Below are 23,754 nucleotides of genomic sequence, written 5' to 3'. Positions count from 1 at the left end.
TGCACTTGTTTTACGGAACGAAGCTTTTCTATAAAGTTCTTTATTATGTTACAGCAATGGCTCCAGCTTACTTTCTATTCTTACTACAAATAAATGATAAATTTAAAATGGCTTTCGATACTAATATTTATTTATTGTGCCTTATTTTGTTTATCATCATCAACACGTTAGCATACCTGTTAAAAAGTAGCTTATATAGACACTATATAAAAGAGCGCGGTAACGAAGTGCCATCTAGTGAAATACCGCAATATTCCGAATCTAATTTAGAAGAATCTAATGGAAGTGTTATTTCCTTCTTACTAGGTAACATCATTCCTGGTGTTTTAATTATGGAAAATTCATTGAATGAAGCTATCGTTGTTTTCGTATTACTACAAATCCTTATTTTCATTCTCATCATGAAAAGTTCAGACATTTTCCCCAATATCCTACTTATCATAATGGGTGTGGATCTTTGTAAAACAAAAGAAGGAAAATACATATTTATTTTCAAAAAAGATATTGTATCAGAAACTAAAGTTTTTCAAATAGGTGATTCTGCAAAATCAAAAACGTTTATTACCATTTATAAAAAGTGAGGTAAAAATATGAATTTAATAAGAATCTGGGTATGTACATCAAAAAACGCTAATCTTCATCGAATTTACAGCTTACAGACGGGTAAAGAGGAGCGGACTGCTATTTATGAATGCTTTGAATCAGATTTAAATAATAAATCTGTATCGGATTCCGATTTAGAAAAGCTGAATGGTGATGCACTAATTGATGATATTCCATATTACATTACCTTTGACTATATTGACACAAATAGTTATTTATATTCGTTCAAAGAAAAAATAAAAGAAATTCTAAATCCAAACTGTCCATCAGTAATTCAGTTTTCAAAAAACCCTTTAAAGCAAGGAGAAATCAAAAATTTAGAAGAAGATGAAGGCATCAAATTTATAATTGCCCAATCAAACGACGAATTATATTTCTTACATGCTTCTAACCATGCAATTATTAAAAATAAATTAGTTTTGAACTTCGATATTAATGAAAATTCATCAGTGCTCACTGTTCCAAAAGGGATTCAAGTACCAAGTACGATTACTGCTAAACTCGATTGTGCTACAAGGAAATTATATGTCTATGATGTTAATAAATTTGAGAGCATGTTGACGTTGAATGAAAACCAAAAAGCAAAATCACAAGCTACGTTAAATAAATTCAATGCTGGTGAATATAAAATTTCTTCTGATCAATATGTGTTCAAAGGATTGGGCTCACAAGACGTACAGCAAAAGCTTCAAATGAGTAAACGAGCTATTAGGCGTCTATCGAAATATCAACCTTCAGAAAGTACCTACTCTATCGGAAAAATTAAAGAAGCGGTTGGAAGATTAGATCCAAGTTTACAAGTAAGCTTCAATGATACAACAAAAGAAATCATGATTTCACCTGATACTGCCAAAACTTTTGTAGGCATTATTCATAACACTATTATTGAACGGCTAATTTCGGGAGACGTAGAAATAACAGTTTAATATGACAATTCCCAGTATAATAATGTTTTCAAATTATTAGTACCCTTTAACTATTAAAATAACACAACAGCACCTCTCACACTTTTCTCAGAGATGGTGCTGTTGCTATCTTCAGAATAAACTCACTTACATATATATACGTTCTATACTATTAATTTGAAACGAAAAACCCTCATTTACTTATGGTACGGTTCGGGGCAAGATAACCCAAACTTCCCATCCAACCTAAATATGGTAAAAAAATAGTATGAAGTGGCTCACTTTTGAAGTAATCACTCTGGCTAAGATTAATATTGACAAAACATTAAGAGCTTATTTTTAAAATCAACAGGAAAAATAGGATTTATTAAATATACTTCTTCAAAATCTTTATTTCAAAAGAACTTAACCCTTGTAAAACTTTAGCGTCTAAACTAATCTTTAACCTTATATCATCTATGTTTTCACAGTCAGTAAATCTATCTGAGATTTTACTTATAATATTTACTGGCACCCCAGCCTCTTTCAAAGCTATTTGATGTTTACTGATATAACCAAATTCAAGCTTTGTAATAAGTGGTTTTAAATTAATGCCTTCTTTTCTCTTATATTTCTCCTCGTACACAAAATTAAATAGATTTTCAAATATTGTTAAGTATCGTGGCAATGCAAACTCAAAATAATGACTTATTAAATAAAATGTTGTACGTACTTTTGTATCAATTTGCTTACCATCTTGTTCCCTTATCAACTCTTTAATTAATGGACTCCTGTAAATATAAAAATTCGTCAATCGTTGCAAATTTCCTATCGAAATTGTTCTATCTGTAGCATCACGATCATTAAACAAATATTGGTGACAAAGTCCAACCATCGTAGACAATTGGGATTTATTGGGTAAACTCCCCTTAAAAATCATTGTCGATAATAATAGTTGGTTATTTCTTAGATAATTAATAAATTGTACTTGATTATACACAGGAATAAATTTATTTGCCTTAATTATGTGAAAAGGAATCTTTTGTCGATTTAATTCAGATTCAGCAATATTTCTTCTTTCCAAGTTCTTTCCCACTAAATCTTCCTTATCTATTTGAATAGTTGCTTCAGTTTCAAGCTCTTCATTATCATAATAACTAAATTCAATGGTTCCTTTATCTTTTTCTTCTGTAACTTTCTCTAAAAGGATAACTCTTCCTAGAAAATGGGATAAAAATCTTCCAGCTCGTCCTTTTATGTTTTTAACATCAAATCCACTTAAAAATGAATCTGATTTACCTTTAAAGTTGTCATAAATAATTACATTTTTGGCTGATGTATTGACTCCTTCGGTTAAAGTTGAAGTACACACCAAAACATCAATTCGGTCATTATTAAATGCTTCCACTATTTCAGTCTGAATATGTTTTGGAATAGCACTATGGTGGAAGGCTACTCCTTTTTCTAAAAACTCCGCAAGTGACCACTCACTATGAATATTTTCTTTTATATAAGATATCAAGTCAGTATCATATTTTCTATCTCTGGATTGTGAAATCTTTTTAGCTTTCCCTTCTACTCTACCTCTTTGCCCTAAATAAACTAATGATTGACCATTTAATGACTTTAAAACATTAAATAAATTTATATCTTTATCTTTTCTCCTTTTAAACGTCATATTTTCAATTGTATAAGATTCATTATATGGCAATGAATGAATATCAATGGTATCCTTCTGAACAATCTCAGCATTATATTTTCTAAATACTGCACCGGTTTGTTTTAAAAATTCCTTACTAAATCCATCAAAATAAGGTCCAATTAAATAAAAGTCAGCTCTTTTTTTTGTTAGTCTATATAAACAATGTGTAAAAATTGGGCTTCGGTCAGAATCATCTTGTATTTTATAGATTTCATCCATTGTAAAGAAATCAATCTCTAGATTAGGATACTGATCCAAAATCATATCCATCTTTTCCGGAGTTAAAATAAAAATATTTTTTTCTTCTGTAACTGGTTGAGCCATTGAGATAATAAAATTGTAATCGAATAAATAATCATACCCTTTAAACTTATGATACGTTTCATTTAACAAAGCAATAGTTGGTAATATAATTGCGATATTTCTATAAGTGTTATGAGCTATAATTTCTGAGATAATTCGAGATTTTCCAAAAGAAGTTGGTGCACTTACAACCAATCGTCGATGTGCTTGAAAATCGTCAAATAATCTTTTTTGGTCTCTCGTTAAAACTGTTTCTGTATCAAGCGTATAAAATTCCTTGCTTAATAAATCCATAAATGAAGTAGAAATATTTTCTTTAAAATCTTTTTCCATTTTTTCATACATATCAGAATATAAAAATACCCTTGATGCCACTATACAGTCATACAACAACTGTTGAATAAATGTATCTTTTGGTTTACTCTCTGCAACATGACAAATGACAGACAGACCTAAATTGTATATATTGTCCTCTTTGGAAGAGAGTAATGGATAAGCCTTTTCTAATAAAATCTTATATTGCTTAAAAGTAAGTTTTTTTTCTTTTTTTAACTGTTCAATTAAGTTATTAATCAATACGTAGTTGTCATTATTTACTCTCATTACCGCATCACCTCTTCCAATAGTTCAAGGCGGTCTTTAATCTCCTTTACAGATTGAAACGGAATCACTAAAAATAGTACTTCAATATTCGGTTTCAATTGTAATTTTCTACCATTTATATTTTGGAACTTTTTTTAAAAATCTTTTTCCATATTCAAAAGGAATTCTGCATCTTCAATAGAATCGTATTTTTTTAGAAGTGCACTATCGTACGTAAGCAAAACTGGTATTTTAATTTTAATTTTATCTAGTGATACACCCCCATTTAATAAATCGTTTAAGGCTTCATAATGTGGAAACTCTTCATTTATCTCGATATTAGAACTTAAAATACTTATCTCGTCATTTAAATAATCAATTTCACAATGTTCTTCTATAGATTCTATAGCTCCCGCTATTGCATTCGAAAAACTATTGTGAAATTTTGCTTCCCCCAACCACAAATAGGTTTGTCCTTGCTCTACAGTAAAGTGAGCACAATCAAATCCTTTTATTTGATCTTTTTTTGAACTCCGTAGTCTAACCTTTGTGACGAACTTATTTGTTGGGAAAAATACTGATAACATTAAAAATAGTAATAATTCACCATAATCTCCCTTACTATATTTATGTGCCTTCGAGATCCTATCCCATGCTTTTCTTTCCATTTCTCCAAAGTCATCACTTTCTTTCCATTTTTTTATTTCATCTGGAGTCAAGGCAAAATGAATTACTGAGTCTTTAATGATTTTTACTAATTCCCTTTGTCTATATGAACCGTTTTCATAGTCAAGAGTAAAAGGATGCTTTTCAGATGTTAAAGTGCTGCTCAAGTTAAATTTAAAAATTAGGTTCTTTATTCTCCCTTTAAGTGCTTTCATAATAACCCCCATAGGTTTAAATTATCTAATTAATGGAAAATACTAATCTTATTTTACTATAAACTTTATTTAGTATTTAGAAAAGTAAAATATTTTTGCAAAAAATAAAGAGCCTATCTTTTTGAGAGGCTCTTGGTTCTTTTAAAGCAGTTTTATTCTTTCTTTACTAGGTAATAAACTCAAAGTTTAAGAACATTTTTTTACAAACTTTCCTTTTTTACATAATATGATTTTAAGAAAGAAATCAATGAGGAAAATAACCAAACTCATTTATTGTTTGTTATCGCTATACCTAATGGTTGCAGTTCTCTTCTTTTAATATTAGTTTAAATGGACATAAATGTTGCCACCAATCTGCCACCAAACATTACAAATCACCGCCTATACCTACCAACTTCTCCTAACGTTAAACCAAAACAACCTTATTAAACCTGACATTGGACCATATAATACAGATTAATATTACACATTCCTAAACTGTAGGTCGGAGGTTCGAATCCTCTCTGGGACGTAGAAAAGCCTTGAGTTTTCAAGGCTTTTTATTTTGGTCACAAAAAGCTTGAAGGAAGGGCCTGAAAAAATTTTTAACCTTTAACTCTCTATATTAAGTTCCTGCGCCGGCCCTCCATTGATATTTAAAATACGAGCTGTTTGAGGCTGTATTTCTAGAAACACATAGTTAGGGTCTTCCGGGCCTTCAAACCATTTATTAAATGTTCCTTCCCAGTACTTATTCTTTAAGGTTTGTGAATCATTTATAGTAGAGATGCCAGTTATTTCAACATAGGCATCAGTTTGTCCATTCATTTCATACCCCAACAAAACAGCAACAGATGGATTTTTTTTAATTTCATTTACTTTTTCTGTGTCCAATTTAGTTGGAGTGTATAATGTTAAGTCATCGTTATAAAATGTCATATACCGTGAATGAGGCTTATTATTTTCTACCGATGACAAAATACCTGTTTTATGATTTGAGATAATCTTGAGCATTTTATCTTTTAATTCTTCGTTCATGGGTCCATACTCCTTTATTAGTCATATTATTTCTCTCTTATAATCCCCATTTATGAAAAATATATATTGCAGGGAAACCCCCGATAACCAGTAGAATATAAAAAAGAGATCGGCCTGATGCCAATCCCTTTAAATCTTCAAGATATCTTATTGTACATATTATTTCATAGGTGATAGGTCACTTCCTGTTACTCACTTATGATTTGTCATCGTCTCACCAGTATTTTTATCGCTATAATCCACCATTTTAAAACAATTTTACTTTTTTCCTTCCCAAGCGCTCATGCCGCCATTAACATTTGTAACCTTTGTAAATCCCATTTTTTTTAGTATTTTGCTTGCCTTTTGGCTTCTCATCCCACTTTGGCAAATCACAACTACCTCTTTATCTTTGGAAAGCTCATTTGATTTTTGAGCAAGTTGGTGAACAGGAATATTTTTAAATCCACCGATATGATTTCCTTTAAACTCCCCAGGTGTTCGGACATCAACAAACTGCTTATTCTTGTCTTTTAATTCATTTTTTAATTCTGTTGTTGAAATCTGCCTAACACCTTTTACAGGTAAAATTCGTTGTATGATCAAAATTAAGAAAAGTCCAATTAATATATAATTTACATATTCCAAGTGCAGCCTCTCCTTTGATATTATGCAGGGGAAAATCCCCCTGATCGTTAAATAAACAGGTTTACATTACCTTCCTCGGCGTCTGCTAAGTACGCTGCAACACCTGCATATTCAATTGATTCCAATAATTCCTCTTGTTGAAGCCCCAACAAATCCATTGTCATTGTACAAGCCACTAATTTAACCTCCTGCTCTTGAGCCATTTCAATTAACTGTGGAAGTGACATCGCATTATGCTTTTTCATAATATCTTTAATCATTTTAGGACCAAACCCGGCAAAGTTCATTTTTGATAGTCCCAGCTTATCCGCTCCTCTAGGCATCATTTTTCCAAACATTTTTTCCATAAACCCTTTTTTTACTGAAATATGTTCATCCTTACGAAGAGCGTTTAATCCCCAAAACGTATGAAAAATGGTGACCTCATGATCATAAGCAGCTGCACCATTTGCAATAATATAAGCTGCCATTGCTTTATCATAATCTCCACTAAATAGGACAATCGTTGTTTTTTTCTTTTCTGTCATATAGAAGCCTCCTGAATGTAAAATATTCAATTAAACCATTACACGTACGCGTACGGGTATTTATAATTCGAAAAAATTATCCTTTTTTAATCCAAAACTTAAATACCGCATTTTCCTCTTCATGTTTCAATAATTCATGTCCAGATGATTTAGCCCAGGCAGTAAGGTCATTTTTTGAACCTTTATCAGTTGTATGAATTTCTAATACTTGACCAGATACAAGTTCATTCATCGCTTTTTTTGTTTTTACAATTGGCATTGGACATGCTAATCCTTTTGCATCTAATACTTTAGCTATATTCATTGTGAAATCCTCTCCTCTTACTTTGATAATTACCCATATGGGTATAATAATGAATAAAATTAAAGAAGGTGTCAACCTTTTTTATTAGCTTTTTCTTATCTACTTTTACCCACTCTAATACCAATAGGAGTATTTGTATTTAGAAAATAAAACACCCTCCAAGATATTTATTAACTCCTTTTTGGGTATGAGGCTTCCTTAAAAAACTGCATCTTTCATAACAAGGAAGATTATCGGCTTTTTACTAGCAAATCGACAGCTTCTTTTACCATTTCTTCCATGCTTCTTTCCTCTTGGTCGTTCGCTTTTTGCACACATTCCACTAAGTTAGAACTGACGATAACACCAATTGTCCGATCAATAACAGTTCTAGATGCAGACAATTGAGTGATTACCTCTTTGCAATCCTTGTTATCTTCCATCATTCTTAAAATTCCTCTTAACTGTCCTTCAATCCGTTTTACTCTATTTTTAATTTGATCATTGTAATCCATGTTCTTACCTCCTCTAACAGTAATTATTCTCTATTTTTAAAGAATTTTCCTTTAATGAAATTTTGTTATTGTCAGAAATGGTATATCCCACGATCCGAAAACCTTTTTGTCTTAATAAACGGATTCCAAAATTTTTTTCAAGTGAACCAGATGCCACAATATATAAGTCACCTTTCGGAATCTGGTTAATATTTCTTTTTAGGTAGGCAATCGGTATATTAATTGCACCTTTGATAGGTTCCTTGTAAGATTCATTATAGTCCCTAATATCGATTACATATATTTTCTTTGGTTCAGGATCCTTCAGATTGATTAAATCAACACCAAAAACCGGAAAATATCTTCTATATAAAATAAAAGAAACAATTATTGTTATCAAAAGTAGAAATTTCATTTAAGCCTCCTTCAATGATGACAATTTTCATTGACTGGTTTAATGTTATACCCCATTGGGTATTTTGTCAATAGGATTTTGAAAAGATTTTTTAAGTGTGCAAAATTATCCTTCTAAATCATCTTTCCATTCTAAAATGCAACCTGGTTTATTTTTTTCATGGCCTAAACTATTCGTTTTAAAAAAAGCATGGCCCCAAAAAAATTCAGGGCATGCTTTATTTGTAAAAATATTTATTTTTAAGGAAATTTCGTAATAAAAGTATAAGAGGTTGAACTTACTTTTTAATGTTTTTCAATCCAAAATTTAATTATGCTTTTTTCTATTTCTGTTTTTAAAATGGTATGACCTGCATTTTTTGACCAAGCAGGTAAATCGTTTAAAGCTCCCTTGTCGGTGACATGAAGCTCTAAAACTTGTCCGCTATGCAATGAATCAAGGCCTTTTTTTAATTTGATGATTGGCATTGGACAGGTTAGGCCGCTCACATCTATAACAGAATCGACATTTATTATATTTGTCTTGTTCACAACTGTTTCCCCAAGGTCGTTAGTTGATGTTTCAATATTTTTGTTTACATTGCTTCCGAACACGGAGGAATATGTTTTCCATCCGCCATCCACATTTTTAACATGATAGCCGTTGTTTTTTAAAATTCTGCTTGCCAAATATCCTCTCAGACCCACCTGGCAGCTGACATAAATGGTCTGATCCTTTGGAAGCTCTTCTAATCGATTCCTTAAATCATTTAAAGGAATATTGATGGACCCTTCGATAAAACCAAATTCACGCTCCATTGGCTCACGAACGTCGATTAACAGTCCTCCTTCTACAACAATATTGTCAACTTCATGCCACTTGACCATTTCCAATTCGCCCTCCATGATGTTGGAAGCAACATAACCAGCCATATTAACCGGATCTTTTGCAGATGAATATGGCGGGGCATAAGACAATTCAAGGTTCGTCAAATCTTCTACTGTCAATCCGCCTTTTATGGCAGTTGCAATTACGTCGATACGCTTATCCACGCCATCTGCTCCAACTGCTTGGGCACCGAATATTTTTCCGTTTTCTTTATCAAAGATTAATTTTAAGGCAATTGGAGCTGCTCCTGGATAGTACCCAGCGTGTGAGCTTGGGTGAATATGAACAACTTCATATGGTACCCCTAAACGTTTTAATGTTTTCTCATTATTTCCTGCAGCAGCAACCGTTAAATTAAACACCTTGGCAATCGATGTACCCATTGTTCCTTGATACTTCTCTTTTTTGCCCATCATATTATTTGCAGCAATCCGACCTTGACGATTTGCTGGACCTGCCAGCGCGATCATCGCCTTCGTTCCGCTAATATAATCGACGACCTCGACTGCATCGCCAACGGCATAAATATCTTCATTGGAGGTCTGTAAGTATTCATTAACAAGGATTCCTCCACGCTCTCCCAGCTCCAACCCAGCTGTCTTTGCTAATTCATTTTCCGGTCTTACTCCAATGGATAGAATCGTCATATCGGTTTCAATTTCTGTTTCATCAGAAAGAATAACCTTCTTCCCTTCATCAGCAAAAGATTGTACTCCATTTTCTAATATGAGCTTAATGCCTTTTTCTTTTAAATGAGCGTGTAATATACTAGCCATTTCAAAGTCAATAGGTGCCATAATTTGATTGGCCATTTCAATAATGGTCACTTCGATTCCTCTATCTGCTAGGTTTTCTGCCATTTCAATTCCAATAAATCCGCCGCCAACCACAACTGCTTTTTTAGGATTCTTAGAGTCAACATAATTTTTGATTTTATCCGTATCCGGTATATTTCTTAATGTAAATAGTGACTGATTTGTATTGATCCCTGGGATTGGTGGTACAATGGGTCTTGCCCCCGGTGATAGTAATAATTTGTCATAGGTTTCTTCATACACCTCCCCTGTTTGTAAGTTTTTGATTATCACACTTTTATTTTCAGGAATTATGCTTAATACTTCACTCAAATTGCGGATATCAAGATTGAAGCGCTCTGACATTCCTTTTACGGTTTGTACCAATAATTTGCTTCGATCCTTGATGGTTTCACCAATATAGTAAGGCAGTCCGCAATTTGCAAATGAAATATGCTCCCCGCGTTCCACAAGAATGATTTCTACTTCTTCACTTATTCTTCTTAATCTGGCAGCTGCAGTAGCTCCGCCAGCAACTCCACCTACGATGATTACTTTCTGTGCCATGTTTTTTCCCTCCAAGTAATTTAGTAAATCTTATCAATTAAGAAAAAATAATAATTATCACATATACCCCAGTAGGTTTAATACCTATACGGGTATTATAGAATGTAATAAAAAAATGTGAAGTTCTTTTTTGTGATTTTCACATTTTCTTCACATTTAATTTCCACAGATTATTCACATTTAAAGATAAGAGGGTGACTCAAAAAGTTTTTGAATGACAACTCTATTGGGCCGGCTTTGATTTCAGCTTTCTGAACAAAAATAAGGCTGTCCTTGAAGCTGTTAAGTGACTTTTTTAGGACAGCCATTTTTTTGTTTATGCTAAAGGCAATTCAGCGCCTCTCCAAATCTTCTAATTCCTTCATGTATTGATTCTTCATCTTCCCTTGCAAATGTAAAACGAACAAAGCCCTTTTTAGACCCCATTGTGGAACCCGGGACAAAAATGACTCCACTTTTGATGGCTTCCTCCAGCAATTGCATCTCATTATAGTCTCTTTTCAGCCTGCACCATAAATGAATTCCTCCTTGAGGAATGGAAAATTCCACTTGATCTCCTAAAAAATGCTTAAGGCTGGTGACGATTTGACTCTTTCTTTTCTCTAATTCCTTAACCAGACTTTCTAAATGCATTTGGAAATGTTCCGATTTTAGAAAATCATTGGCAATCCATTGATTAAAACTTGCATGCCCAAAATCAATTTGTTGTTTTGCATCGGACAACCTTTCAATAACCGGTACTGGTCCTATAATCCAACCGATCCTTAAGCCTGACGCAACGATTTTCGATAACGAACTGATATATAAAACATTTCCATGGACATCCATCGATTTTAATGTTGGAATTTCTTCCCCTGTAAAAGAGGTTAAACTATATGGATCATCTTCGACAATTGGTATCCCATACTCCAAAGAGAATTCTAAAATGGCTTTTCTCTTCGCTTCACTGAAGGTCGCCCCGGTTGGATTCTGAAATGCCGAATTTAAAAATAACATTCTAATTCGGTGCTTTTTATATAATGCCAGCAAATCATCCGGATTAATGCCATCGTTCCCTACTGGTAAAAAATATGGTTTGATTCCTGCTGTTTTAAATATTGGAAGATTGTAATTATAGGAGGGATCCTCCAACGCAACTGCATCTCCTGGCTTTAACAGGCATTGAACAACCAGGTGCAGCGCTTGTTGGGCACCGGATGTAATTAAAATAGATGAAGGATTTGTTTCAATTCTTCGATATTCACTTACATGCTTAGCAATGGTCTCTCTTAATACCCTGTTCCCTTTTGGATGGTCATACCCTAAACTTCCTGCAAACGATCTAGTTGACGTAATCTCTCGTAAGAATTTCTTTGGAAAAAGATTTTCCGATAATTCCCCGCTTGCAAGATTAATCAGCTTATATCCAGCTGCTTCCCTTCGTATTTTTTGTGTGACAGGCAGATTGGGTAAAAATGAGCCCGCCTCGATATATCTGTTCCAGCTTGGTATACGCTTCTTGGTGATTCCCCATATATCCTTGCTGATTGTGGTCCCGCTCCCCCTATTTCGTTGGATTAGTCCGTTTGCTTCCAGCTCGGCATAGGCAGCCACTACTGTACTTCTGTTTATATTAAATTCCTTTGCTAAATTTCTCTCGGAGGGTAATGGTTTATCAGGTGGAAACGTGCCATCCGCAATTCCGTTTTCGATAAATTCCGCAAGCTGCTTATATATCGCTTTTTTGACTTCTCGATCCGGTTTCCAATCCATAAACAACATTCCTTATATAATCTTTTATTTATTAAAACCTATCGCAGTAAGACAATAGGCTTTTTAGGGACTATTAAGTAAAAAACACAATAAACAGCGCTAGAACAATGAAACTTAGCGGAATAACAACAGCATAAATCATAGTTAAATTTTTTGTATTTTTTTTCGTTGAGCTGCTATAGTTTTCATCAGCTTTTCCAGCTATGAATAATGTTGCAATAATAGCAATGATGATGACTACGAAAACCAAAGTAGTTAATATCCCCATATGACACCTCTTATAACCTCATTTTAAAACTGTCTAATTAAGTACTAATTTTATTAAACTTATTAAAATTATAATATATGTTTCATAATAATTAACCATCCAATTTCTATTAAAATAGACCATCCACTTTTAAAAAATTCGCTCCTTCATGTAACTCTAAACCCCACAAAATGGATGGTATAAAAAACATTCAATTGGCGGTTATAAAAACAGCAAATTCTATTATGATGAAAGGATAGCTTTTCCAAAAAGTTTATCATACAATACACTCAAACTGGCAAAATCCTAAATATTACAATATTTTGTATAAGGAGTATTAAATACATGAAAAGTATCCTAAAAAAAAGCGGTTTTAGAGACTATAGCTTATTCTTCAAGGACTTAAATTATCAAAATATTTCTGCAGGGCTGGTGGCCGGAATTTTCATCATCACGGGTCCAACTGCTCTTATATTAGAAGCATCGGCAAATGGGAACTTTAGTCCGTCCCAGACAACCCTTTGGATTTTTGCAGTATACGTTTTTGGAGGGTTATTTGGAATTTGCCTCCCTTTATACAGCCGGGTACCGATTGTTGGCGGCCATACGCTTACTGGTGTTGCCTTTCTAGCAACAGTAACATCACAATTTACCTTTCATCAATTAATCGGCGCCTATCTGATTTCTGGTCTATTGATGGTACTCATTGGAGCTTTCGGCTTCTTCTCCAAATTAATAAAGCTTGTTCCTAAAGAAATTATTTCTGCCATGCTGGCGGGAATGATTACAAAGTATATGGTGAATTTTATTGTTTCTACCAACGAACTACTCTTAGTCGGATTCATTCCATTAATCGCATTTTTTGTTTTTAGCAAATGGAAATTAAAAATTCCTCCGGTCATTGCTGCTATTTTATTTGGAATTATAGGCTTGATTCTCTTCCATCCATTACATAATATTGTTTGGACCAATGCGCTGATGATGCTTGTAATACAGCTGCCAGAGTTTAATCTATTAAGCTTCCTTTCAGTATCGATTCCTCTTGCTCTGCTCATTTTAAGCAATGATGCGGCGGTTGCGGTTGGTGCATTGGAACAAAAAAATTATCAGACCCCAATCAAACAAATTATCTGCTTTAGCGGGTTATTTTCAATCATTACAAGCCTTTTTGGTGGACAATCCGCGAATATTGCAGGGATGGGGACTGTTATTTGTTCGGATGAAGAGGCTGGGCCAAAGGAAAAGAGATATATGGGTGCCGTTGTTGCTGGTGTCCTTCTGCTCATCTTTGGGTTGTTTTCGTGGAGTCTCGTACCGCTCATTCAAGCCTTACCGAAAGATTTTATTTCCGTTATCGTGGGGTTTTCCCTTCTCGGTGTATTCGGGACTAGTTTACATCAGGCTTTTTCAAGACCTGCTATGAAAATGAGCACTTTATTCGCCTTTATTATTGCCCTTTCCAATATCACCATTGTAAATATAAGCGCTCCCGTTTGGTCATTGCTTATCGGAACAATTATAGCAAGATATATGGAAGGAATTACGACCGCTCAAAGAAAGCAACATTCGAAAAAAACAGCGTAGCTTGTTCCGTAAGTATTATCAGATTTATGATGTTCTCAAATCCTTATAGGAGATTTTCCGGGGTTTGAGACATCCGCCTTTTCTTAATGAAGGTCCTATTATTTGGAACAAGTTACCGAGTTATCCAATAAAATAAAACTAGCTAAATCATTATTTTAATGGCCCAAACTTAAGGAGTGGTTATATGGGAGCCATTAACGGAAAAGAATTTATTGAACGGATTGATCGGCTTAACGCAAACATTTGGCTTGACGGTAAAAAGGTTGAAGGAAAGATTTCCGAGCATCCTGCATTTAAAGGGCTTATTCAAAGTAAAGCATCGCTCTATGATTTACAGCATGACCCTGACCTCCAAGACAAACTAACCTATCTATCTCCTAAAACGGGAGAACCAATTGGACTTTCCTATTTACAGCCTAAAACCTACAAGGATTTATTAAAACGACGGACAATGATGGAAATTTGGGCCAAGCACACCCATGGGATGATGGGAAGAAGTCCTGATTATATGAATTCTGTCATCATGGCTTTTGCTTCATCAACAGGCATTTTAGAAGGCAGAGAAAACTGTTTTCCTGAAAATATTCAATCCCTTTATGAAAGGGCTAAAGAATACGACCTGTCATTCACACACACATTTATCTCCCCTCAAGTGAACCGCTCACAGCTTAATATTGATTTTTCTAAAGAGCCGATTTCCGCCAGAGTAATAGACAAAAATGAAAATGGGATTATCGTGAAAGGAGCCCGCCTCTTAGCAACTCAAGGGGGACTAACCGATGAGGTGCTGGTTTATGCAGCAGGTGGAATCTATACTGAAGCAGATGCCTATGCCTTCTCTATTCCTTCCGATACAAAAGGGTTAAAGTTTATTTGCCGGGAATCATTTGTTAACGGCGACTCCCCATACAATTACCCGCTTAGCTCACGTTATGAGGAAATGGACACCATATTAGTCTTCGACGATGTTTTAGTTCCCTGGGACCGTATCTTTATTTACGGTAATATTGATGCGGCAAATGAATTTATGCAGCAAAGTTCATTCCACAATTTCGCCACCCATCAAGCGATTACTAGACAAATTTCTAAAACGGAATTCGTTCTAGGTGTAGCCGGGCTTCTTGTAGAAACAATCAATGTAAGCTCATATCAGCATATCCAAGAAAAACTATCCGAGATTATCGTGGGTCTCGAAACGATGAAGTCTTTATTAATCAAATCGGAGATAGAAGCGGAAGTAGATCAGTGGGGATATTTGAGACCAAGTATGCCTCCGCTCCAAGTCGCAACTAATATTTTCCCAAGAATTTATCCACGTTTTAGTGAAATTATTCAATTAGTAGGTGCCAGCGGTATGGTTACAATACCAACTGAGGAAGATTTTAAGTCTATTAATCGATTTGATTTGGACCAATACCTTCAAGGTGCTTGCAGAAATGCCAAGGATCGAGTAAAAATTTTCCGTCTGGCTTGGGAACTGACAATGAGTTCATTCGGCACAAGGCAAACCCATTATGAAAGATATTTTTTTGGCGACCCTATACGGTTATCCAGTCTTTTATATAAAAGTTATCCGATAGAAGAGGAAATTAAGAAGGTTACTGATTTCCTTGAATTAGATGACCAAAACTAATCGCTCATTTAAAAGTTGTCCTCAAATATTTTTTGAGAACAGCTTTTTTATATTTCATTGGAATTGTCCTCTATGTTACATTATAAATAATCTGATTCTTGAAAATACTTTAATTAAGGGGGACTTCACTAATGGAGCATTTCTTTCTTTTTATTTTTATGTGCTTTCTTCTTATTATCCTGCCCGGGCCGGATACGGCCATTGCAACTAAGAATACCCTTACAATCGGGAAAGCAGGCGGGCTCAAGACCTTATTCGGGACCTGCTGTGCGCTGTTAATTCACACAACAGCTGCGGTAATCGGCTTGTCAGCACTTATCGTAAAATCCGCGCTGCTATTTTCCATTCTTAAATATGTAGGCGCCGTTTATCTGGGCTATCTTGGATTTAAAACATTATGGTCATTAAGGAAAAATGAAGCAGCCGCATCGTTAGAAGTGACTCCTAAACAAGGGTCTGCAAAGTTGAATTGTTTTCGTCAAGGGTTTTTGACTAATTTGCTTAACCCAAAAGTTGCGGTCTTCTTCCTGACCTTTTTACCGCAATTCGTAGACCCTGGGCAAAAACCATTACTCCCGTTTCTGATTATGGGGTTAACGTATACATTATTAACAGCAATCTGGTTTATCCCATATATTTATTTAATTAACCAAATCAGTGCATTCATGAAACGCCCCTCAACCGAAAAAGTCGTTCAAGGACTTACTGGTGTGGCATTGCTCGGTTTCGGCATAAAATTGGCACTTGAGAAAGCTCATTCATAAAAGGACCATTAATGGTGTCAGGCACCATGTGAAGTTTTCACATAGTGCCTGACTCCGTTTGCTTTTTGGATAACAAAGGCCGTTGGTTTTCCCATAATACATTAACAGGTAGATTAAAGTAGTTGGAAAGCTGTTCGCTTGAAAGGATTTCATCTGTGTTTCCAGCGGCAAATACTTGGCCTTCCTTTAATAGTAATGTTTTATTGAAAACAGGTAATATTTCATCGACATGATGGGTTACGTAAATAATCGTTGGTGTATTGGGTTTTGCCGCAATACATTCAACTATTTCAAGCAGTTGTTCACGGGCAATGAAATCTAACCCATTAGTAGGTTCATCAAGAATCAGCAGAGATGGTTCCCCCATAAGGGCACGTGCTATTTGAACCCGCTGTTTTTCTCCTTGCGATAATGTTTCATATCTCCGGTTGGCATACTCATCGCAGCCCAATTCCTCAAGTAATGCGCCTGCCTTTTCCCTTAATTCATCAGTCGGTGATTCATATAGCCCAATAGAGGCGAATGCGCCGCTTAACACTACCTCCAATGCATTATCATTTGGATATAACTTTTCCTGCAAGGAAGAGGAAACAAATCCGATCTGTTTTCGAAGCTTCTCGCCCAAATAGGTCTTTCCGAATTCCATTCCAAGTACGGTGAGCTTCCCTTTTGTCGGGAAATTATAGGCATTTAGTAAATTTAAAATCGCTGTTTTACCGGAACCATTTAGACCATATAGTACCCATTGTTCCCCTTGCTTAATTTTCCAGTTAATATTTTGTAAGATCCATTTACCCTCTCGTTTTAGCGAAACATCCTCAAGATGTATTACCATTTTTTTAGATCTCCTCTCCAGCTAATACTTGTTCCAGAAATATAATTTAAATACCAATCTAATCCCCAATAGTATGGGTGACTTTAAGCGTTTATCACCGAATCCAGCTCGGTTATAGGTGATTTGAATGTTATCGCTGAAAATTAAATTTTATCGGCAATTCGATAACTTAGGCCTAGTCTATTTATTATAGTATCAAAATTTTCGGAAAATAAAAATATAGTTTTTGTAATCGAGTAGAGGGAAAATAAGTTAATTATTTTCGCCCCTCTCACACCACCGTACATACGGTTCCGTATACGGCGGTTCAATTTATATTACAGTGTGTACTTTTAGATAATGTTCTGAAGCAGAGGGAAGTCCCCTCTGCTTTAGTCTTTTGTTTGAGATTGCTCTTTGGACAACTTTCGATAGTCCAATGTACCGGTAACCTCTTCGACAGAAGGTTAATCCTTTCGCTTCTTCCTCCGGAATCCCTAATTGAATAAGCGATTTAATTTGTTTTCTAGGTACCTTCCATTGCTTCCAGATGATGACTCTAATTCTTGAGCGAAGCTTCTTATCTATCTCACTCATTGCTTTTTTCATATTTGAGATTCTAAAGTAATTAACCCACCCAAGTATGACTTGTTTCAGTTTTAAAATTCGGAAGTCTAGCGGAACACTCCAGTTTCGCTTTGTTAATTTTCGAAGCTTCCTTTTAAGCTTTTGTATTGAGATGGGATGGGGTCTTACTTGATACCTCTTGTTATTAGTATCGTAATAATACCCGAATCCTAAGAATTTTAGATCTTTTGGGCGAGAGATTTTGCTCTTCTCTACATTGACTATTAATCCTAGTTTTTCTTCTATAAATCTCACGATTGATTTCATCACTCTGTTTGCTGCTGCCTCACTCTTTACAAAGATGAGAGCGTCATCGGCGTATCTCACAAACAATAGGCCTCTTTTCTCTAGTTCCTTATCGAGTTCATTTAACATGATATTACTTAATAATGGGCTAAGGTTTCCTCCTTGCGGAGTCCCGACTGGTGTTTTTTCATATTTCCCTTTCACCATGACTCCACTGACTAAGTATTTTCTGATTAACGAGATGACATCCACATCATCTATTGAGTTGGCAATGATTCGCATGAGTTTATCGTGATGAACTGTATCGAAGAATCTTTCGAGGTCAATGTCTATCACCCAATCGTGTCCATCATTCAAAAATTCCAAGCTTTTTATAATAGCCATTTCACAGCTTCTTTTTGGTCTAAAGCCGTAGCTGAATTCACTAAATTGCTTTTCAAATATCGGACTGAGAACTTGATGAATGGCTTGTTGAACTACTCTATCCACTACTGTTGGTATTCCCAATTTGCGCATCTTGCCATTTTCTTTTGGGATTTCCACTCTTAAGGCAGCTTGTGGTTGGTATTTTCTTGTTCTGATGCGCTGACGTAGCTCATCCTTGTTCTCTCTCAGATATTGTTAAAGTTCTTCAACTGTTACTCCATCGACCCCACTCGCACCTTTATTTTTATAGACACGCAGGTAGGCTTCGTTCATATTTTGATTACTTAGAATCCGTTCTAAAAGTTCCACACTCGTTTCTCCTTCCCTCTCACGTAGTAAGTGATAGCTCCATTTTGGTTAGCCTTTGAGATACGCTCATACTTTCACCATTAATACATTCGGAGTACGTCACTTACGCATTCGTGGTGTTGAAACACTATAAATTGTTCAGCCCTTCATGAATTAATTTCACTACTATGGCTTCTGCTGACTTCTTGCGGCTAACCTTTTTCGACTGTACTTTCCGTACATCCGCAAGACCTCCCAGGGTAAGACAACTATCTTTCCTCTTTTACTCGCCTAATTTACTCTACAAAGTTACGCACATCTTTTGGACTTTAACTTGTAATGGAGTCTCATCCCTTTATAAAGCCTTAGTATCAGATTTCTGTTCGTCGAGCCAAGATTTTATTCCACGCTTCCTTCAGCCCGTACCTCACGGTAAGTACCTTGCGCTTCCTTAGTGGTTGGTCGATGTGTACCCCCACAGTGGACTTTCACCACCTAGATAGTTGCCATGCCTGGCACACATTTAAAAAGGGGAGCCAGCATCCTTGGCACCCCTTCAAAATCTATTAGTTTAAAAGATTCTCTCTTAAAATAAACTGCGCCAGCTCTTCCATTTGATCAGAAATAGCACGATCGCTTTCAAGCGGCGGACAAATCTCACGGATTTTGTCTAAGTACTCTCTCGTTTTCGGAGCAAGGTCTCTTTCTGCACCTTCTAGGTAAATTGCTTGGGAAGCACAAATCAGTTCAATAGCGATTACCCTAGCTGAATTGTGAATAATCTCTCTCGCCTGCCGGGAAGCGATTGTACCCATGCTGACATGATCTTCCTGATTTGCTGATGTTGGAATTGAATCGACACTTGCAGGATGTGCAAGCACTTTATTCTCAGAAACCAGGGAAGCTGCTGCATATTGTGGAACCATTAAACCGCATTCTAAACCCGGATCCACCGCTAAGAATGGTGACAAGCCGCTTAACTGCGGGTTAACCAGCCGCTCTATTCTGCGTTCAGAAATATTAGCCCACTCTGCTGATGCAACCTTCAAAAAGTCCATAGCAAGGGCAATGGGCTGGCCATGGAAGTGACCTCCCGAAATGATTTCTCCACTTTCTAATACAATCGGATTATCTGTTACCGCATTCATTTCTACCTTTAAACGGTCTTCAACATACTGAAAGGCCTGCCAAGAGGCACCGTGTACTTGCGGAATACAGCGGATGGAATAGGCATCCTGAACACGAATTTCTCCCTGATGGGTAATTCTTTTACTGCCTTCTAGCCATTTCCTCATCCTTGAAGCAACTAATTCCAGCTCCGGATGCGGCCGAACAGCTAGCAGTTCGCTTTCAAAAGCAGAAATAATCCCTTTAAGCGCTTCCATTGTTAAACATGCGGCCATATCAGCAGCTAAACCTACACGCTCTGCTTCATTAATGGCAATTGTTCCAACAGCAGTCATGGCCTGTGTCCCGTTTATCAAAGCAAGGCCTTCTTTAGCCTCTAAGGCTACTGGCTTAAGCCCTGCACGTTTAAGCGCTTCTCCTCCCGGAAGGATTTCCCCGTTATATTCCGCTTTACCTTCTCCTACTAATACAATCGCAATATGAGAAAGAGGCGCTAAATCACCGCTTGCCCCCACTGAGCCTTTACATGGAACAATAGGATGAACCCCTGCATTAATCATGCTAATTAACAGATTTAACGTTTCCTCTCTAATTCCTGAAAATCCTTTTACCAATGAATTTGCCCGAAGCGTCATCATCGCCCTTACAACTGGCGTTGGCAGCGGTTCACCAACACCAACTGCGTCTGCCCGCAAAAGATTCAACTGTAATTTAGCAATATCATCTTTTTCAATCTCGATATCACTTAACTTACCAAACCCGGTGTTTACGCCATATATTACTTTCCCATCATTAATCTGCTTCTCAATACGTTCCCGACTGGCACGCACTCTTATTAAGTTTGCTTCAGGCACGGTAACATGAGCCATCCCTCTAGAAATTTTTTCAATCTTGTAACGGTCTAAAGTTAATCCATCAAGCTCAATCAATTCTAAGTCTACTAATTTACTATTGCTCATTTATACGTCAACTCCATTTATAAATCACGCTGAATTTTCTGTCTATTGGACTATTATAAAACTAATGCCGCAATTACACCAAATACAAAGAGAGGGATGTTGTAGTGAATAAAGGTCGGCACACATGTGTCCCAAATATGATCATGTTTCCCGTCTGCATTTAAACCGGATGTTGGACCAAGTGTACTATCTGATGCCGGTGATCCAGCATCCCCTAAAGCTCCTGCCGTTCCAAGTAAAGCAGCTGTTGCTAGCGGACTAAAGCCGATTACCATGCAAAGCGGTACGAAAACAGCTGCCAGGATTGGAACTGTTCCAAACGAAGTACCAATGCCCATTGTAACTAATAAACCAATTAATAATAAAACGATTGCTGCTACAAGTTTGCTGCCTCCAACAATGGAGTCTACAGCCTGGACTAATTCTGTAATCGCTCCTGTTTCCTTTAGAATGGTGGCGTATCCTGATGCAATCAACATAACAAAGGCAATAGCCCCCATCAATTTTACACCATCTTGAACAAGCTGTTCACCTTCACCAAGTGTCGCAATTCTGCCGGCAAACATAACGATTATCCCGGCAAGAGCCCCTAATACAAGCGACCCTGCCATAAGCTGGGTTGCAAGAGCAATTACAATAGCTCCTAACGTGATATAATCCTTTAAATTAAACTTTCTCTTTTCTCCTTCAGAGGCTGCACTAACCTCAGCAAATGCTGCCATTGGATCATCTTCACCATAGTTCCTTGGTTTACGATAAGTGACAAAAATAGCGATAATTAAACCTACTATCATCCCAATTGCAGGAATAAGCATCGCTAATGGAATTTGTGATTGGGCGATTTTCATGCCATTAGCATTCATCTCGGACGTAATAATTCCATGGAAAATGATCCCGTATCCCGCCGGAATAACAATATATGGTGTTTTCAATCCAAATGTCAGCGCACAAGCCATCGCTCTTCGATCCATTTTTAAATAATTGAAAAAAAGCAGTAAAGGCGGAACTAAGATTGGGATGAATGCAATATGAACAGGAATTAGTGTTCCGGAAAGACAAGCAATACCGGCAAACATGAATAAAAGAATAATTTTGCTTTTTTTCTTCATAGCAAGCAGCTTATTAATTAAGAGATTCGTAATGCCTGAATACGCGATCATTGCAGCAAAAATACCTAGTAATACATAACTTAATGCGGTTTGTGCCTGACCGCCCATTCCACCTATCATCGTATTGACGGTATCTGTTAAAGATAGATTTGCTGATATTCCCGCAACGATTGCCGAAATGATTAAGGCAAAAATAACATGTACCCGGCAAAGACTTAAAATGGTTAAAACAAGTACAGAAATTACTACTGGATTTGTTAACATTTTTTCACCTCTTGGAAAAATATTAGTTTTTAACAGACTAATTGACTTGCAGTATGATTTTCATAAAGGATGCGTGACCCCTCCATATTTTTGTCAGAGCTTTTGCTTTAAATTAGGGTCACGCAATATTTGCAAGTTCCTAAATGATTTTTATTTCTGTCTGTACAGAGGTGATAATCCTTGAACCTATTTTTCTTTGTGGTTTTCATACCATTGTTCGATAAGTGCCGCGGTCAGCCTGCCAGTGTTTACTAAATTTTCTACGCTTATACATTCTCTAAAGGAATGGATATTCTGGAATCCAAGTCCAAGCGTAATTGTTGTTAATCCATTTTCATTAAGAACGTTGGTATCCGCTCCTCCTAGTGTTTCAGTTAAATATGGATTTACATGAATATTTCTAGCAGCCTTTAATGCTGTTTTCACCAAGATGTCTTCTTTTGGTATGTCGAATCCTAAATATTTTTTCTCAACTTTGATTTTTACTTTTCCACCCTTTTTCTCAGCTGCTTTCTGCATCACTTCTTCCATATGCTTAAGCTGAGCATCCAGCTTTTCCTTTGAAAAACTTCTGACCTCTCCTGCAACTGTTACACTGCCAGGAATAATCGAAGTCAGTTCGCCGCCGTTGATGATTCCGACATTAGCCAGTGTGCCTTCTTCAATTTGTCCTAGCTTCATGTTGGAAAGCCCTTCAGCGGCAATTAAAATTGCACTGTTACCTTCTTCCGAGTTAAGGGCAATATGGGCCGCATTTCCTTCAACTTCGAACCAAACACGGGAGCTATAAGGTCCCTTAAGAATGATTTGCCCGACATCGCCGCTGCTGTCAAAAATATAACCGGTTTTACTTTTCGCTTTAGAGTAATCCAAATAGCGAGCACCGACGAGTCCCGGCTGCTCATTGACCGTTAGGATAAATTCAATTGGGCCATGTGGAATACCGCCTTCAATGATTGCTCTGATGGCCTCAAGATATGCCGCTAATGCTGCTCGATCATCTGCCCCCAAAATTGTTGTACCGTCAGAATGAATTACACCATCTTTAATGACTGGTTTTAAGCCTTCAGTCGGCAAAACCGTATCCATATGGGTAGAGAAGAATATTGGTGGAATTGATGAGTCGGTTCCTTCATGCCAGGCAATCAGGTTCCCTACTTCACCATCAAAATTTTTATGAGCATCATCAAACTCCAGCGTAAATCCAAGCTCTGGCAGGGCCTTTTTTAAATAATCTGCAACCAGCTGTTCCTTTGTACTTGGTGCATTTATTTTCGCTAATTCTAAAAATAAGTCTAATAGACGCTCTCCATTTACCTGCTCGGCTGCACATGATGAAAGTTTGGTCGTCATTTATAAATCCCTCC

Annotated in this window: 21 protein-coding genes; 5 read left to right on the top strand and 16 right to left on the bottom strand. The window is 36.3% G+C overall.

Annotated features, from left to right (window positions below):
- Nucleotides 1–5 precede the first annotated feature (5 nt).
- Together IE222_RS00950 and IE222_RS00945 are read left to right on the top strand one after the other, a co-directional pair.
- Nucleotides 6–581 (top strand): KwaA family protein, encoded by a 576-nt coding sequence (locus IE222_RS00950; protein WP_223282532.1) that lies wholly within the window; start codon nucleotides 6–8, stop codon nucleotides 579–581.
- A 9-nt stretch (nucleotides 582–590) separates the two neighbouring features.
- Nucleotides 591–1,529, top strand: a complete 939-nt coding sequence (locus IE222_RS00945; protein ID WP_191268797.1) for a hypothetical protein — start codon at nucleotides 591–593, stop codon at nucleotides 1,527–1,529.
- Between the two features lie 346 nt (nucleotides 1,530–1,875).
- Here IE222_RS00945 and IE222_RS00940 read toward each other — a convergent pair whose 3' ends face one another.
- The 11 genes from IE222_RS00940 to IE222_RS00890 form a co-directional block, all read right to left on the bottom strand.
- Nucleotides 1,876–4,095 (bottom strand): helicase-related protein, encoded by a 2,220-nt coding sequence (locus IE222_RS00940; RefSeq protein WP_191268795.1) that lies wholly within the window; start codon nucleotides 4,093–4,095, stop codon nucleotides 1,876–1,878.
- Between the two features lie 134 nt (nucleotides 4,096–4,229).
- The gene (locus IE222_RS00935; protein ID WP_191268793.1) at nucleotides 4,230–4,955 is read right to left on the bottom strand and encodes a HamA C-terminal domain-containing protein; all 726 of its coding nucleotides are present in this window, start codon (nucleotides 4,953–4,955) and stop codon (nucleotides 4,230–4,232) included.
- A gap of 591 nt (nucleotides 4,956–5,546) precedes the next feature.
- On the bottom strand, nucleotides 5,547–5,972 hold the full coding sequence (locus IE222_RS00930; RefSeq protein WP_191268792.1) for a pyridoxamine 5'-phosphate oxidase family protein: 426 nt from the start codon (nucleotides 5,970–5,972) through the stop codon (nucleotides 5,547–5,549).
- A gap of 258 nt (nucleotides 5,973–6,230) precedes the next feature.
- Nucleotides 6,231–6,599 carry a rhodanese-like domain-containing protein gene (locus IE222_RS00925; RefSeq protein WP_191268790.1) on the bottom strand — a complete coding sequence of 123 codons (369 nt, stop codon included), beginning with the start codon at nucleotides 6,597–6,599 and terminating at the stop codon, nucleotides 6,231–6,233.
- A 47-nt stretch (nucleotides 6,600–6,646) separates the two neighbouring features.
- A complete protein-coding gene (locus IE222_RS00920) occupies nucleotides 6,647–7,126 on the bottom strand; it encodes a DsrE/DsrF/DrsH-like family protein (protein ID WP_191268788.1) in 480 nt (159 codons plus the stop codon).
- Between the two features lie 76 nt (nucleotides 7,127–7,202).
- A complete protein-coding gene (locus tag IE222_RS00915) occupies nucleotides 7,203–7,430 on the bottom strand; it encodes a sulfurtransferase TusA family protein (RefSeq protein WP_191268786.1) in 228 nt (75 codons plus the stop codon).
- Nucleotides 7,431–7,660: 230 nt separating this feature from the next.
- Complete coding sequence (locus tag IE222_RS00910; RefSeq protein WP_191268784.1) at nucleotides 7,661–7,924, bottom strand: metal-sensitive transcriptional regulator; 264 nt, start codon at nucleotides 7,922–7,924, stop codon at nucleotides 7,661–7,663.
- A gap of 13 nt (nucleotides 7,925–7,937) precedes the next feature.
- Nucleotides 7,938–8,318: a rhodanese-like domain-containing protein gene (locus tag IE222_RS00905; RefSeq protein WP_191268782.1), complete on the bottom strand. Its 381-nt coding sequence runs from the start codon at nucleotides 8,316–8,318 to the stop codon at nucleotides 7,938–7,940.
- Between the two features lie 284 nt (nucleotides 8,319–8,602).
- On the bottom strand, nucleotides 8,603–10,546 hold the full coding sequence (locus tag IE222_RS00900) for a CoA-disulfide reductase (protein ID WP_191268780.1): 1,944 nt from the start codon (nucleotides 10,544–10,546) through the stop codon (nucleotides 8,603–8,605).
- 321 nt (nucleotides 10,547–10,867) lie between these two features.
- On the bottom strand, nucleotides 10,868–12,298 hold the full coding sequence (pdxR, locus tag IE222_RS00895; protein ID WP_191268778.1) for a MocR-like pyridoxine biosynthesis transcription factor PdxR: 1,431 nt from the start codon (nucleotides 12,296–12,298) through the stop codon (nucleotides 10,868–10,870).
- A 73-nt stretch (nucleotides 12,299–12,371) separates the two neighbouring features.
- A complete protein-coding gene (locus tag IE222_RS00890) occupies nucleotides 12,372–12,566 on the bottom strand; it encodes a hypothetical protein (protein ID WP_191268776.1) in 195 nt (64 codons plus the stop codon).
- Between the two features lie 324 nt (nucleotides 12,567–12,890).
- Between IE222_RS00890 and IE222_RS00885 the strand changes: the two genes are divergently transcribed.
- The 3 genes from IE222_RS00885 (at nucleotide 12,891) to IE222_RS00875 (ending at nucleotide 16,526) form a co-directional block, all read left to right on the top strand.
- Entirely contained in the window at nucleotides 12,891–14,129 is a 1,239-nt protein-coding gene (locus IE222_RS00885; RefSeq protein WP_191268774.1) for a benzoate/H(+) symporter BenE family transporter, read from the top strand.
- Nucleotides 14,130–14,313: 184 nt separating this feature from the next.
- Nucleotides 14,314–15,762, top strand: coding sequence for a 4-hydroxyphenylacetate 3-monooxygenase, oxygenase component (gene hpaB / locus IE222_RS00880; RefSeq protein ID WP_191268772.1), 1,449 nt, complete (start codon nucleotides 14,314–14,316; stop codon nucleotides 15,760–15,762).
- A gap of 131 nt (nucleotides 15,763–15,893) precedes the next feature.
- A complete protein-coding gene (locus IE222_RS00875) occupies nucleotides 15,894–16,526 on the top strand; it encodes a LysE family translocator (RefSeq protein ID WP_191268770.1) in 633 nt (210 codons plus the stop codon).
- 37 nt (nucleotides 16,527–16,563) lie between these two features.
- On the opposite strand, the gene IE222_RS00870 is transcribed toward IE222_RS00875, so the two are convergent.
- The 5 genes from IE222_RS00870 to IE222_RS00850 form a co-directional block, all read right to left on the bottom strand.
- On the bottom strand, nucleotides 16,564–17,361 hold the full coding sequence (locus IE222_RS00870; RefSeq protein WP_191268768.1) for an ABC transporter ATP-binding protein: 798 nt from the start codon (nucleotides 17,359–17,361) through the stop codon (nucleotides 16,564–16,566).
- A gap of 312 nt (nucleotides 17,362–17,673) precedes the next feature.
- Nucleotides 17,674–18,795 carry a group II intron reverse transcriptase/maturase gene (gene ltrA / locus IE222_RS00865; protein WP_370465000.1) on the bottom strand — a complete coding sequence of 374 codons (1,122 nt, stop codon included), beginning with the start codon at nucleotides 18,793–18,795 and terminating at the stop codon, nucleotides 17,674–17,676.
- A 698-nt stretch (nucleotides 18,796–19,493) separates the two neighbouring features.
- A complete protein-coding gene (hutH, locus tag IE222_RS00860) occupies nucleotides 19,494–21,014 on the bottom strand; it encodes a histidine ammonia-lyase (RefSeq protein ID WP_191268766.1) in 1,521 nt (506 codons plus the stop codon).
- Between the two features lie 53 nt (nucleotides 21,015–21,067).
- Complete coding sequence (locus tag IE222_RS00855; protein WP_191268764.1) at nucleotides 21,068–22,387, bottom strand: Na+/H+ antiporter family protein; 1,320 nt, start codon at nucleotides 22,385–22,387, stop codon at nucleotides 21,068–21,070.
- A 186-nt stretch (nucleotides 22,388–22,573) separates the two neighbouring features.
- Nucleotides 22,574–23,740, bottom strand: a complete 1,167-nt coding sequence (locus IE222_RS00850) for a M20/M25/M40 family metallo-hydrolase (protein ID WP_191268762.1) — start codon at nucleotides 23,738–23,740, stop codon at nucleotides 22,574–22,576.
- Nucleotides 23,741–23,754 lie beyond the last annotated feature (14 nt).

It is taken from the genome of Neobacillus kokaensis (assembly GCF_014656545.1).
GTDB lineage: Bacteria > Bacillota > Bacilli > Bacillales > Cytobacillaceae > Neobacillus > Neobacillus kokaensis.
Note: the sequence above shows the minus strand (reverse complement) of the source record. Positions and strands in the feature narration are given on the sequence as shown.